Below are 13760 nucleotides of genomic sequence, written 5' to 3'. Positions count from 1 at the left end.
TTCTACTGAAGTCTTTCTCTGCTTTTCACGATATTTACTTTGACTTATTTATAACACACCACTTTTATAGAGTCAACGACACCAAAAGACAGGCTTTTTAGCATATGGGTTCATTTTGTAATTTTATGCTATAATAATGGCTGTTATAAAGGAGGAAGACTTAATGGTTGAAGAAAAAAACAATGTGTCAGAGCCAAAGCCTTCCCGCTTACGGACATACATGCGAAGGCTCGGCCGTGTCATAAAGTGGGTCGTCATCATCGGTTTTATGGGAGCGCTGTTTGCAGGAGGAGCCGCAGCCGGCTATGTAGCCTCTATTGTAAAAAGCGAGCCAGTGCGCTCCAGATCCATGATTGAACAGGAAGTAGACAAAAATGCAATTACAGGCTTCGCTTATTTCAATGATGGCTCCCCTATCGGACAGCTCCGGACAGAAGAAGATCGGCGTCCTGTCACGTTTAAGGAGATTCCGCAACTCGTTATTAACGCAGTCATTGCCATTGAAGATAACCATTTTTACGAGCATAAAGGTGTCGATCTGTCGGGAACGCTGCGGGCTATAAAACAAAAAGCGCTGCATGAATCCGTACAAACCGGGGGAAGCACCCTAACCCAGCAGCTCGCCCGTCGTGTCTTTCTGAATCTGGATCGCACGGATGACCGCAAGGTCAAGGAAATTTTGCTCTCTCTGCGCCTTGAGCGCTTCCTGAGCAAGCAGCAAATTATTACGGCCTATCTCAATAAAGTACCTTTTGGTAACGGATCAAGCGGTTATAACGTCTTTGGGATCAAAGCAGCGGCCAAAGGTATTTTTAATGAGAATGATCTGAATAAGCTGAATGTGGCTCAAGCCGCCTATCTGGCAGGTCTGCCACAGCTTCCTTCCTCTTATTCCGCTTACAACGGTAAGGGTGAATTTAACGAGTCCGGCTTTAAAAGGGCGATCAACCGCCAGCACCTGGTACTTAGCAGGATGCTAGAGGAGAACAAAATCAATCAGGCACAGTATGATGAGGCGATGGCTTTTGATATCAAAAAGTCGCTCGCTCCACGCACTGTTAAAGCCTACAACACGTATCCGTATCTTATGATGGAAACGGAACGGCAAGCGGCACAGGCACTTATGTCAGTCACAAATCCGGGTCAAGCGGCCAATGCCAGTGCAGATGCCAAAACCAAGGATGATAACGACTTGCTCAAAGAAGCTGAACAACAGCTTCGAACAGGTGGTTATATGGTATACACCACTATTGATAAAAGTATCTACAAGTCGATGCGCCAAATTGCAGAAAACAAGGATAATTTCTCTTCCACAAGTAAAACCAAGGGTGACGAGCAAGCGGCCGCCATTCTTATCCAGCACAAAACAGGCGCGATTCTCGGTATGATGGAAGGCCGGGATTTCCAAAAAGAACAGATGAATTATGCTACCCAGATGGTACGCCAGCCGGGATCGGCTATGAAGCCGATTGCCGCCTATCTCCCTGCATTGGACAGCGGTCTCGTGCAGCCTGGCAGCATCGTGGATGATGCACCTATTATTTTGAAGGATGGCAGCAATGGGTATCACATCCCGAAAAACGCCAATAACCGCTATCAGGGGCTGGTTACGGCCCGTTATGCGTTGAATCAGTCACTAAATACGATAGCACTCAAGCTGTTTAACGAAAAGGTAGGTATCAGCAAAGCTTGGGATTTTGCCAAGAAGCTAGGCATTACCACCTTGGAACCAAGCGATAACAACGCCCAGACGGGTGTACTCGGCGGTTTGGCCCATGGGGTCACAGTCGAGGAACTGACGAATGCTTATGGTGCGATTCCAAACGGCGGTGTATTTAATGACGCCTACATGATCGAAAAGATTGTGGACTCGCAAGGGAATATCGTTTATAAGCATCAGCCTAATCCCGTACAAGCCTTTACACCACAAACCGCCTATCTGATGACGGATATGCTGCGTACAGCTGTGTCGGAAGGTACAGGCAGACTGGTGAAGCGTAATTTCAATCAAGCTGGCAAGATTCCGATTGCTGGTAAAACAGGTACTACACAATCTTATACCGATGTATGGTTCGAGGGCTTTACGCCTGACGTCACACTGGGTGTATGGGTTGGTTACAAGCAACCTGTCAATAAGCTTGAAACGAAAGCACAAAAAGAGCGGGCACGCCGCCTGTGGGCGCAAATCATGAATGAAGTGACCGCAAAGGATCCGGATCTGTTCCGAACCGACAGCTTCAAGCGACCAGACGGTATTGTAACAAGAACAGCATCCGCATACGGTTCGGATATTTACAACAGTAAGTATCCACCCAAAAACAGTGAAAATGGTGTCACTCGTGCCAAATATATTACCTATCAAGGTGTCAATTACATTCCACGGGACGGCACACCGGATGATATGTTGAACGAGCGGACCGTTAGCAAACGGGAAAAACCGATTTCAGAGCTGATTAAAGAGCTCCAGCAAGCCTTTACCGTGATGAGACGACATAATTCGTTGTCCTACTATCTGCCTCAGGATGCAGATAAGGCGGCTCCTACCCAGATTGATCCGCGCAAAGACGATGGAGCCGATCCTAGTGCTCCGTCTAACGTTAGCGTAAGCTATAGTGACGGCAAAGCTATGATCAGCTTTAGCCCAAGCGGAAACAGCGATGTCGTAGGATACCGTCTATATCGTTCTACAGATGGGGGCAGCTTCCAACGGCTTGGCAAAGTCGTCATGGCTGACGGCTCCAAAGTGTTCTCTGACAGCCCGGGTGGTGGCAGCTCCAGCTACTACGTAACCGCCGTTGATGTAGGCGGACATGAGTCAGGGCCAAGCTCCCAAGCAAGTGCAGCGCCTGTAGCACCACCTGTTGATCCCGAGAATCCAGTTGTACCGAGTGAAGGAGATGGACCAAGTGCGCAGCCTACGGAGATTCCTACCGCTCCTGGGCAGCCTCAAGCGAAAGCAGCAGGCTCAGCCGTAGCGCTCCAATGGAGTGCAGGAAAGCCTGCGGATGCGATTACAGGCTATAACGTGTACTACAGTGAAAGCGGTGCGGAGCCTTTTACAAACATCGGCTCCACCGCATCCACCAGCTTTCAATATAAAGCGGGCAGCAAACCGAAGGGTTGGTTCCGCATCACTTCCATGAATGCCTTGGGGGAATCAGCTCCTTCCGGAGCCGTTCGTCCATAAAAGCTCACAACAGCAACAAATACTGATATTTGGTAAAAACCCACTTTATCAGAACCAACAAAAAGGGAGTTCCTTAGCCATCACGGCTTTGGAGACTCCCTTTTTTGTATCTTTCTTAAAAAGCATTTCAATCCTCTATGGTAGACAAATCTCCTGTAGGAAGATTAAGCTCCCAAGCTTTCAGTACACGTCTCATAATTTTACCGGAACGGGTTTTGGGCAGCTTTTCCTTAAACTCAATTTCACGTGGTGCAGCATGGGCAGACAGCCCTTCTTTGACAAAGCGATAAATATCCTGCTGCAAAGCTTCAGAGGGGGTGTAGCCTTCACGGAGTGCGATAAAAGCTTTAATGATCTCTCCCCGCACAGTATCCGGCTTTCCGATCACTCCAGCCTCCGCTACAGCGGGATGCTCCAGAAGCTTGCTCTCGACCTCAAAAGGACCAATTCGCTCCCCGGACGAATTAATGACATCATCAATTCGTCCCTGAAACCAGAAGTATCCGTCCTCATCCATATAAGCAGAATCACCAGACACATACCAGTCGGAAAAACGGAAATACTCCTGAAATTTGTTCGGGTTGTTCCATATACGGTTCATCATAGACGGCCACGGCGTACGAATCGCCAAATGCCCCATTCGGTTAGGCGGAAGCACTTGCCCCCTGTCGTCCAGAATAGCGGCCTGAATGCCAGGCAATGGCTTTCCCATCGAGCCGGGCTTAATCGGCAGCTCAGGGTAATTACAGATCATTTGGCCACCCGTTTCCGTCATCCACCAGGTATCATGAATACGCTGCTTATATACCTGCCAGCCCCAGCGCACCACCTCGGGATTCAGCGGCTCTCCGACGGACAGCACATGCCGCAGGCTTCCGAGATCATATTTGTCAACGATATCCTCCCCTGCGCTCATGAGCATCCGAAACGCCGTAGGAGCGCTATACCATACGGTCACCTCGTAACGCTCAATGGTTCGATACCAGTCCTCGGGGCTAAAACGACCGCCACGAATAACATTTGTTACTCCATTCAGCCATGGGGCAAAAATGCCATATGACGTTCCGGTAACCCAACCGGGATCGGCTGTACACCAATACACATCATCTTCACGCAGATCCAGCACCATTTTTCCGGTATAATAGTGCTGGATCATCGCGTTTTGCACATGATACACGCCTTTAGGCTTGCCCGTTGAGCCTGACGTGTAATGAATAATCAACCCATCCTCACGACTCAGCCATTCCGGTTCAAGTTCCTCGGAGGACGCAAGCATTTCCGTTTCAAAATCAATAATCCCTTGTTCCCGTTCGTCCACGTCGCCAACCACAAAAATATGCCGCAGCTCCGGAAGTTCCTCACGCTGTACGCGCGAGAGAAGTCCAGGCGTGGTCACCAGCGCCACCGCCCCGCTATCCTCCAGCCGATCCTTGACCGCCGTTTCCATAAATGCCTCAAATAAAGGTCCGACGACTGCTCCTACCTTCAAAATGCCAAGCAGACTAATGACCAGCTCAGGTGAACGCGGCATAAATATAAATACCCGCTCCCCTTTGCCAATTCCGTATTTACGCAGCACATTACCAAACCTGTTGGAGCTGGCACGCAACTGAGAAAAGGTGTAGGCTTCATGGCGGTTCGCGTCACAATACAACAACGCCGTTTTGCTGCCTCTCCCTTCCTCTACATGCCGGTCAATCGCTTCATGCGCCATGTTCACCTTGCCTGATTCATACCACGTAAAATGACGCTCTGCATCTTCCCACTGAAAGCGGTTGTAAGCTTGTTCATACGGGCCCATGTTGGATGTGGGAACTACAGCCTGGAGTTCTTCAATCTTCATGCGTTCAGCCTCCTCACGATATAATGAGAATAATACAGAACAAGATAACGCTTACAAATTCAATACAAGCATGTCAATTCCTTTGTTTAACATCTGATAAAAGCGACTAATTGTGAACAATTTATGTCTAAAACAGTATATCATAGGTGAGGATGTGACGACCATCCTTTTCATTTATTTGTTTTTTTGCTATAAGTAGGGGATATGGAGAGCTAGGTCACGGTAAAGAAGGAGGCGCATGTATGCAGCATTTAAAACTGCACCATTTGGACACGCTGAGTCATAACGGGCAAAAGATTTACGTAGAAGGCCCCGTATCCGCTGATCAACTGCGTTCATTTCAAATGCATCCACAACTGGACGCCTTTCGCAAGCCGAAGGAGCAATTCGACGCGCTGATGGATATTTCGGGACTGCCGGAAGGCAGGATTATCATCGCACATGATGGGGAAACCATTCTCGGATACGTGACTTTTCACTATCCGGATGAGATGGAACGCTGGTCGGAAGCCGGAATGAAGGACCTGCTGGAGCTTGGAGCGATTGAGGTAGCCGACGAATATCGCGGACTGGGTCTGGGAAGCCAAATGATCCGTGTCGCCTTTGAGGACGGACAACTGGAATCCTATATCATTTTTACGACTGAGTACTATTGGCATTGGGATTTAAAAGGCAGCGGTCTCTCTGTATGGGAATACCGCCGCATGATGGAACGTCTGATGAAAACCGTGGATATGATCTGGTACGCAACGGATGATCCTGAAATATGCTCTCACCCGGCGAATTGCCTAATGGTCCGAATGGGAGAGGATGTCCCCCTCACATCACGGGAACAGTTTGATCGTATCCGGTTTGTGAGAAGGTTCATGTATTAAATGTTACACTACTAGCCATTTAAGCCAAATACTTCAGCATATACTCCACAATCCGATGCGAACGATGGGAAGATTCTACTGTAAATTCGCCAAAATTAACATGGGCAGATCCGTCTGCCTTATCAGACATAGAGCGGAGGACAACGTAAGGCACAGCGTTCATATGGGCTGTCTGAGCCACTGCTGCGCCCTCCATCTCGGTACAAGCACCGTCCATCTCCTGATGCAATGCAGCTACCAGCTCACGACTGGCGATAAACTGGTCACCGGAAAGCACCTTGCCGATAATATAACGATCGCCGAAGGATTGACAGGCTTGCTCAGCCAGGCGAACAAGATCAGGATCAGCCGCAAACTCCGAGGTATCCTGATAAGGAATGACCCCTTTGGCGTAACCCAAAGGCGTTACATCCATATCATGCTGCATGCACGTCGAGGAGATCACGATATCCCCAATATTTAAATCCGGATGCACCGCCCCTGCCACTCCTGTAAATATGATTTGTTCCGCTCCAAAGCTATCGATAAGGATTTGTGTCGTTACCGCAGCATTGACCTTACCTACACCGGACTTGCATACGACAACCTGTTGACCGTGAATGACTCCCTTTGTATAGGTGATTCCAGCCTTGACCGACTTACTAGCTTCAGTCATTGCAGCAAGCAGCAGCTCAATTTCTTCATCCATGGCACCAATTAATCCATAAATTCGGCTCATCTCAAATCCCTCTATTCTTTGTTTAATGATGTGCATTATGGACTATGTATTCACGAAAAAAGCTCCATAAAAGGAGCTTTCATCGAAGGTCTATCCTGTTAACAAATTTGTCTAGTCTAAATAATTAACCGACAACCGCAAAATCGTTTCATGCGGCAAAATAACGCGGGGATTTTCCACATTTTCCTTCTTCATCAGCTTGGTCAGCAAACGCATCGCTACTGCACCCAAATCGTACATCGGTTGCGCTACTGTCGTAAGCTGCGGACGAACCATGGAAGCCATACGGATATTGTCCACACTGATGACAGAGAAATCGTCCGGTACTTTCAAGCCTTCATCCTGAATGCTATGAATCGCACCAATTGCCATTTCATCCGTAGCCGCAAAAATCGCGCTTGGCTTCTTCTTGAGGCCCAGGAAATACTTCATTGCCTCCACACCGGACTCATAACGATAGTTCCCGATTCGCACGAGATCTTCCTGATACTCCATTCCTGCTGCTTCCAGCGCTCTCTTGTAGCCTTGGAAACGTGCATAGCCGTTCGCAGGATCCTGAAGAGTACCACTAATCATCGCGATTTGACGGTGCCCGTGGCGGATCAATGTATTCACTGCATCAAAAGCAGCGGCTTCATGGTCAATATCAACCGAAGGGTAGCTGCCTTTCTCATCACTCGTTGCGCACAGAACGATAGGAACCGCAGCCGTATGAAAAGCCTGAATATGCTCGTCCGTTACTGTGCCACCCATGAACAGAAGTCCATCAACCTGTTTTTCGAGCAGCGTATTGATGACACGAATCTCTTTTTCTTTCCTCTTATCGGCATTACACAAAATAATGTTATAGTGATACATATTCGCAATATCCTCAATGCCCCGCGCAATCTCTGCGAAAATTGAGTTTGATATATCAGGGATAACCACGCCGACGGTTGTTGTCTTCTTGCTGGCCAGACCTCTAGCCACCGCATTAGGCCGATATCCCAATTGCTCAATCGCTTCATATACCTTCTTGCGTGTCTGAGGTTTTACGTTAGGATTATTGTTAACTACACGGGACACTGTCGCCATTGAGACACCAGCTTCGCGAGCTACATCATAGATCGTTACCGTCAAATTCCTTCTCTCCATTGCCAATAAATTTTCAACCGAATCCAAGAACAACTAATTAGAACTATGATACGACAAAATACTACTTTATGCAACGACAGCGCTCATTCTATCTATACCAAATGATCGTGAAGCGCACGCGCAGTGATATTCGAATGGGATGTATGCCAGACAGCCTCTCCGCCCTTGATCAAAATGGCCTGCGGTGATTCATGCTGCAGTTGGAGCTTGTTCGCAGCCTCATTGGACACCGGCCGGTCTTCTACTACATAAATGATACCGTATTCAATATTTTCGTTGGGAGTGCCTTGCAAATAGGACTCCAGTTCCTGATGTGCGCCAGAGCTAATCGGACAGCGCGTACTATGTTTAAAAAGAAGCAATGCCTTGTCTGATGACGCTTCCAGCGCCGCATTTAATTGTTGAACAGTAGTCATCTTTGTCATCGTCGCCATTGGATATACATTCCTTTCCTCGTATTGTCGTATGTCCTATTCACATCCTAACAAAAAGAACATGTAAAATCCAATGGTGACCATGAAAATTTTCATTTTTTTTAGTTTTTTGTATTCATAAACACCGATTCACTGGTAAAACCGGATAATTGCCCCAATCTTTTCTGTACATCGTTCATCCAATCCTCATCTCCCAGACTTCTCGCATAACGATAAAGGTCCAGCAGCAGATTGATTCGAAGCTCCATTCGCTCCTCCAAAGAGGATTGCCAGTCCACATTAGGATTGTCCGCTTCCTCCAGCACCAGCCTGCGAATAATTTCAGCCAGCTCGTTGTTACGGGCAAAGGAAATGCGCCGAGCCGTAGGCTTGCTCCCCAAATTTTGCAATAGCTCCTTGATGTCCTTCGTTACATGCTGCAAAACCTCACTGGAGAAGCATGAAGGGCATGAAAATACGGGAACATGTAAAATTTCAACCTTGTCCGCATAAACTACCTTTCTCAACTCCAGCCCCATCGGTTTACCGCATTGGCATTGCTTATGCATTTAACCACCTCATTACGTAGGATCAAGCTATATGAGGATTTCATCAGAATCCAGATATATCTATCTACTAGTCTATAAAAGATTTGTTAACTCTATAAAATTTTTCACACTCTTTTTTATTTCGACTTTGGGACCTCAAATCCTTCCACAGATTGCAGCTATGAACAAATTACCAAAGGTTTAGTGGGTTTCGGAATGGTGATGCTAGTATTAAAAGAGCTAGTCAATTTATGAGAATGTGCAGAGGAATGGACTTCCGGCGCTCTTTTTCTTAAGATGTATAGGTGCAGATATAAAACAGCGTGTCATCAAGTGACGCACGAAAGGATGGTTAGATGTCGAGACTTGCCGGAAAAAAGGTTATCGCCCTGGTAGATGAGGAATTCGAGGATCTGGAGCTATGGTACCCCGTGTACCGCGTCCGTGAAGAAGGCGCAGAAGTGCATTTGGCCGGTGCTGAAAAGGGTAAAAAATATATTGGAAAATATGGCGTACCTGCTGAAGCGGAATATGCCTTTGAGGAATTGAACAGCCGCGATTATGACGGGATTCTTGTCCCCGGAGGCTGGGCGCCGGATAAACTGCGCCGCTATCCCAAGGTGATTCAACTTGTACAGGAGTTTCACGCCGCCCACAAACCCATCGGGCAGATCTGCCACGCAGGCTGGGTGCTGATCTCCGCCAAAATTTTGGACGGTGTCACCGTAACTTCCACACCGGGCATCCGTGATGATATGGAAAACGCAGGAGCCATCTGGAAGGACGAAGCTGTCGTGACAGACGGACATATCGTATCTGCCCGCCGCCCGCCTGACCTTCCGCCATATGGAAAAGCGTTCTGCGATCTGTTGGCAAACAACGCAAAGAAATAAGGCAGTCCAATATAATGAGCAAAAACACCTTCAAAATCACCACGTTATCCATGGTTTTGAAGGTGTTTTTTTATTCCAAAACAAGCTACACAGCCATTGCATGATTACTGCCGTCCAGGCCCGACTGAAATACAACTGACACTAACTGCGGTCAGCTTGTCTTCGATCGCCGCGCCGGTAGACATGCTGAAGCACGCCTGGGCAACCAGTGTTGCCTCAGCTGCGGACGTGTTCAGCACACGATGCTTAACTCGCAGCAAGGACTGGGGAGACATGCTTAGCTGGTGTATTCCCAACTCCAGCCACAAGGGAATGGAGCGTTCATCCCCTGCCATTTCACCGCACACACTCACATCAATTCCCGCTTGATGAGCCGCCTGTGCCGTCATACGCAGCATCCGCAGCACAGCCGGATGGTATGGATGGTACATATGGGCAATCTGCTCGTTCATACGGTCTACGGCCAGCACATACTGTACCAGATCATTCGTGCCTATACTGAAAAAATCTGTTTCAGCAGCGAGTAGATCGGCAATCATTGCTGCCGCTGGCACCTCGATCATAATCCCTTGCTGGATATGTGGATTGTAGGCAACCCCTCTCGCATCCAAATCCGCCATAGCTTCCTTCAAGATTGCATCCGCCTGGCGGATCTCCTCCACCGATGAGATCATCGGATACATGACCTTGATATTCCCTGCCGCACTGGCACGTAAAATAGCTGTCAGTTGTGTCTTGAATAATTCCTTCCAATCGAGACTGATGCGTATAGCGCGATAGCCGAGAAACGGGTTTTCTTCCACCGGCAGTTGAAGATAGTCCAGCGGTTTATCCCCGCCGATATCCAATGTACGGATAACAACGGAGTGGTTTCCTGCCTTTTCTGCTACCAGCCGATACACTTCATACTGCTCATCTTCATCCGGTGCAGAGTTTCGATCCATATATAAAAATTCCGTGCGGAACAGTCCAACACCCTGCGCCCCATGCTTCAATGCCGCCTCCAGTTCCTTGACAGAACTGATATTCGCTGCCAGCCTCAGTTCAGTTCCATCCTTGGTCACGGCTTCCACGGAAGCGAGCACCTGAAGCTGTTCTTTTCTGCGGAGCTGCTCATCACGTAATGCCGTATAATGATCAATAATGGATTTCTCCGGCTTCACATAAACCTTACCCAAGTCTCCGTCGACAACCATCATATCCCCAGTCTGGACAGGCAAATTGAGATTGCTCTCCAGTCCCGAAACAAGCGGAATGCCCATCGCACGGGCCATGATCGCGGAATGCGATGTTTTGCCCCCATTCATAGTTACAATTCCTAATACATAGCTTGGATTCAAGTGGGCCGATTGAGATGGAGAAAGCTCCTTGGCTACCAGAATGTAAGGCTGTGTGTCCTTCGGAAGAGTTACTTCCGGCGCACCCAGCAAATGCTTGAGCAACCGATTCCCCACATCCTTGATGTCGATCGCCCGCTCCTTCATATATTCATCATCCAGCAGATCAAACATCGTCACAAAATGGTCAATTGCTTCCTTAACAGCCACCTCGGCTGCTTTATATTGACGCTCGATGATTCCACGAACTTCGTTCATGAATTCAGGGTCCTCCAATATAGCCAGATGCGCATCAAAAATGCTGGATTCTTCCGGTCCCACCATTTCCCGAAACTCATCCTTAATAAACTGGATTTCACTTTTGGATGTGCGTATCCCTTCATACAGCCGCTCGAATTCCTTTGCGAGATCCACCGCATCCATTTTCTGCTCAGGTAAATCCCACTCCCAGCTCGGCAGGACAAAAGCCTTCCCGATTGCCACACCTGCTGCGGCGCCGATGCCTTCTATCATGTCTCTACCCCTCCAACATTCCTGTCATGCAGCACAACGGACATTACCGAGGTCTGACCTTTTTTCACTGTTTTAAACGGAGCAAAGCTCCATGACTTCACGCGATCCGGATTCGTAATGACCATAGGGGTCACTAAAGATGGAGCTTGTTCCCGCAGCGCCTGCAAATCAAATTTGATCAGCAATTGTCCCGGTTCCACCGTATCGCCTGCTTCTACCATAGCAGTAAAATTCCCTTTTAGCTGTGAAGTATCAATCCCTATATGAAGCAGAACCTCAAGTCCCTCTCGTGTAGAAATGCCCAAAGCGTGCATGGTCGGATACAAATGCATAACCGTACCATACACCGGAGACACAAGTTCACCTCGTTCGGGAACAAAAGCAACTCCGTCTCCGACCAGCTTCGTCGCAAAAATTTTGTCCGGCACCTCGTGAATCGGCAGCATTTTTCCATGCACAGGAGCGTTGAACAACACTTGAGGAAGATCACGATCCATAAGCTTCGCGATTTCCTCACGAATCAGCTCCGAATACGTCCCGAACACAACCTGCAAGTTGCCCCCTCCCAGGTTGATGAGTCCAGCCGAGCCCAAGGCTTTTATCGCTCCAGTATCAATCAGCCGGTCATTGTGGACGGTGAGGCGCAACCGTGTAATACAGGCTTCCACCCGAACAATATTTTCCTTCCCGCCGAGCGCCTCCAAAATGAGCGGAGCGCTGTAGGGAATATTGCCTGCCCAATCCTCCAGAACTGAACCTTCCTCGCGACCTGGAGTGGGAATACGGAACCTCCGAATCGCCCAGCGGAATAGCACATAATACACCAGCCCATACGCCACACCTAACGGAATCAACAACCAGGCATTATGTGACAGATGGAAATTGAGTACGTAATCTATAAAACCCGCTGAATATGAAAAACCGTGATGAATATCCAGTTCAAAGGTAAGCCACATAGCCAGACCGGACATGACTGCATGAACAAGGAACAAATAAGGAGCAGCAAACAAAAAGGCAAACTCGATTTGTTCCGATACACCGGTAAAAAAACAGACCAGGGCAGCAGTCAAAAATGTCTTTTGCACCTTTGGCTTCAAGTCTTCACGTGCTTCCTGAATAATCGCCAGCGCAATGGCTGGAATCGCAAACATCATGATTGGAAACAACCCTGACATAAAATAGCCCGCCGTCGGATCGCCAGCAAAAAATCGGGGTAAGTCTCCCTGCACTATGTTGCCTGACGGTGTTTTATATGTACCCAGTTGAAACCAGAATATATTATTAAGCAGATGATGGAGGCCAAAAGCCGCCAGCACCCGATACAAAATACCATAAATAAACAATCCGAAGCCGCCCAAGCTCAATTCCAGACCTGCTATAAACTGCAATCCTCTCTGAATGAGTGGAGCCACAATCAGCATCAGTCCTGCGAACACGGCGGAGAACAAGCCAATTAGCAGTAAAACAAATCGAGTCCCTCCAAAAAATTGGAGTACCTCGGGCAGCTTAATGCTTTTGAAGCGGTTATACGCCACCCCTGAAATGACACCTAAAATGATGCCAATGAGCGTCGCCGGATGAATGAGTCCGTTTCCAAATCTCAATGTGACCTGATCATATATTGCCATACCAGCCAATGCCGCCAATCCCGCCTGACCTGCCTGATTTGACATGCCGAGTGCTACACCAACCGCAAACAAATACGGCAAAAAATAAAAAATACCGTTCCCTGCCGCATTAGCCATATCAGACACCATTGGAAATCCCCAAGTGGACCAGGGAAGGCTACCGAGACTTAGTAATATAGCAGCAGCCGGTAACACCATCGTCGGGAGCATGACAGCACGACCAAGCTGTTGTAAGGATCCGAGCCAATTCATGGCATTCCTCTCCTTTCTATCCCTGATGGTAAGCCGAATAGATACTTTTGTCAAAGCGATTCTCTTGCTTGATTAAAAATACTTATATACGCTTTAAAGGTCTGGACAACTCCATTAAATGGCCTATTTAAGTTATATTTTGCTTGTTTATCAGCTTGGACCAAGCTATCCTGAAACAAAGGGGGATGGAGCAGCGATTCCATTACCATAACCAATAAAATAAGCGAATTCACCAAGATAATATCATCATAATGGCATACATACATTATATGAATTCCTGTAAGTATAATATACAGTTCCTGACTAAACTTAACCAAGCAACTGAGTGAAAAAAAGTAAAGCCAAATATAGTTTAATTCCACACTAAAAACCTTCTTCCCCGTATTTCATCGGGGCGAAGGTTTTTCTTCATGTCCAGA

Annotated in this window: 10 protein-coding genes and 1 other annotated feature (1 of these 11 cut by a window edge); of the genes, 3 read left to right on the top strand and 7 right to left on the bottom strand. The window is 47.8% G+C overall.

Annotated elements, in window-relative coordinates:
• Positions 1 to 28, bottom strand: a binding site (T-box leader); it reaches 241 nt to the left of the window's first position.
• A 135-nt stretch (positions 29 to 163) separates the two neighbouring features.
• Positions 164 to 3187, top strand: a complete 3024-nt coding sequence (locus tag ABH897_RS04825; RefSeq protein WP_283652406.1) for a transglycosylase domain-containing protein — start codon at positions 164 to 166, stop codon at positions 3185 to 3187.
• Positions 3188 to 3314: 127 nt separating this feature from the next.
• Here the strand turns inward: ABH897_RS04825 and acsA are convergent, their stop codons facing one another.
• A complete protein-coding gene (gene acsA, locus ABH897_RS04820; RefSeq protein WP_283652407.1) occupies positions 3315 to 5030 on the bottom strand; it encodes an acetate--CoA ligase in 1716 nt (571 codons plus the stop codon).
• Positions 5031 to 5272: 242 nt separating this feature from the next.
• On the opposite strand from acsA, the gene ABH897_RS04815 reads away from it, so the two are divergent.
• Entirely contained in the window at positions 5273 to 5905 is a 633-nt protein-coding gene (locus tag ABH897_RS04815) for a GNAT family N-acetyltransferase (RefSeq protein ID WP_404518826.1), read from the top strand.
• Between the two features lie 19 nt (positions 5906 to 5924).
• Here the strand turns inward: ABH897_RS04815 and ABH897_RS04810 are convergent, their stop codons facing one another.
• The 4 genes from ABH897_RS04810 to ABH897_RS04795 form a co-directional block, all read right to left on the bottom strand.
• Positions 5925 to 6623 carry a 5'-methylthioadenosine/adenosylhomocysteine nucleosidase gene (locus ABH897_RS04810; RefSeq protein ID WP_283652409.1) on the bottom strand — a complete coding sequence of 233 codons (699 nt, stop codon included), beginning with the start codon at positions 6621 to 6623 and terminating at the stop codon, positions 5925 to 5927.
• A 111-nt stretch (positions 6624 to 6734) separates the two neighbouring features.
• The gene (gene ccpA / locus ABH897_RS04805; protein WP_044648625.1) at positions 6735 to 7742 is read right to left on the bottom strand and encodes a catabolite control protein A; all 1008 of its coding nucleotides are present in this window, start codon (positions 7740 to 7742) and stop codon (positions 6735 to 6737) included.
• A gap of 107 nt (positions 7743 to 7849) precedes the next feature.
• On the bottom strand, positions 7850 to 8191 hold the full coding sequence (ytxJ, locus tag ABH897_RS04800) for a bacillithiol system redox-active protein YtxJ (RefSeq protein WP_283652410.1): 342 nt from the start codon (positions 8189 to 8191) through the stop codon (positions 7850 to 7852).
• A 101-nt stretch (positions 8192 to 8292) separates the two neighbouring features.
• On the bottom strand, positions 8293 to 8739 hold the full coding sequence (locus ABH897_RS04795; protein WP_044648627.1) for a hypothetical protein: 447 nt from the start codon (positions 8737 to 8739) through the stop codon (positions 8293 to 8295).
• A 335-nt stretch (positions 8740 to 9074) separates the two neighbouring features.
• Between ABH897_RS04795 and ABH897_RS04790 the strand changes: the two genes are divergently transcribed.
• Positions 9075 to 9611, top strand: coding sequence for a type 1 glutamine amidotransferase domain-containing protein (locus ABH897_RS04790; protein WP_404518825.1), 537 nt, complete (start codon positions 9075 to 9077; stop codon positions 9609 to 9611).
• Positions 9612 to 9715: 104 nt separating this feature from the next.
• Here the strand turns inward: ABH897_RS04790 and ptsP are convergent, their stop codons facing one another.
• Together ptsP and ABH897_RS04780 are read right to left on the bottom strand one after the other, a co-directional pair.
• Positions 9716 to 11461: a phosphoenolpyruvate--protein phosphotransferase gene (ptsP, locus tag ABH897_RS04785; RefSeq protein ID WP_283652413.1), complete on the bottom strand. Its 1746-nt coding sequence runs from the start codon at positions 11459 to 11461 to the stop codon at positions 9716 to 9718.
• Entirely contained in the window at positions 11458 to 13341 is a 1884-nt protein-coding gene (locus ABH897_RS04780; RefSeq protein WP_404518824.1) for a glucose PTS transporter subunit IIA, read from the bottom strand. The genes ptsP and ABH897_RS04780 overlap by 4 nt, the downstream gene beginning before the upstream one ends.
• Between the last annotated feature and the right edge of the window lie 419 nt (positions 13342 to 13760).

The organism is Paenibacillus sp. RC73 (assembly GCF_044908085.1).
In the GTDB taxonomy this organism is placed as follows: Bacteria; Bacillota; Bacilli; order Paenibacillales; family Paenibacillaceae; genus Paenibacillus; species Paenibacillus terrae_A.
Note: the sequence above shows the minus strand (reverse complement) of the source record. Positions and strands in the feature narration are given on the sequence as shown.

Excerpts from the sequence above, each read along its gene's own strand:
- ytxJ (WP_283652410.1), bottom strand. The coding sequence starts at position 8,191 with ATGGCGACGATGACAAAGATGACTACTGTTCAACAATTAAATGCGGCG.
- ABH897_RS04780 (WP_404518824.1), bottom strand. The coding sequence starts at position 13,341 with ATGAATTGGCTCGGATCCTTACAACAGCTTGGTCGTGCTGTCATGCTC.
- ABH897_RS04790 (WP_404518825.1), top strand. The coding sequence starts at position 9,075 with ATGTCGAGACTTGCCGGAAAAAAGGTTATCGCCCTGGTAGATGAGGAA.
- ABH897_RS04810 (WP_283652409.1), bottom strand. The coding sequence starts at position 6,623 with ATGAGCCGAATTTATGGATTAATTGGTGCCATGGATGAAGAAATTGAG.
- ptsP (WP_283652413.1), bottom strand. The coding sequence starts at position 11,461 with ATGATAGAAGGCATCGGCGCCGCAGCAGGTGTGGCAATCGGGAAGGCT.
- ABH897_RS04825 (WP_283652406.1), top strand. The coding sequence starts at position 164 with ATGGTTGAAGAAAAAAACAATGTGTCAGAGCCAAAGCCTTCCCGCTTA.
- acsA (WP_283652407.1), bottom strand. The coding sequence starts at position 5,030 with ATGAAGATTGAAGAACTCCAGGCTGTAGTTCCCACATCCAACATGGGC.
- ABH897_RS04815 (WP_404518826.1), top strand. The coding sequence starts at position 5,273 with ATGCAGCATTTAAAACTGCACCATTTGGACACGCTGAGTCATAACGGG.
- ABH897_RS04795 (WP_044648627.1), bottom strand. The coding sequence starts at position 8,739 with ATGCATAAGCAATGCCAATGCGGTAAACCGATGGGGCTGGAGTTGAGA.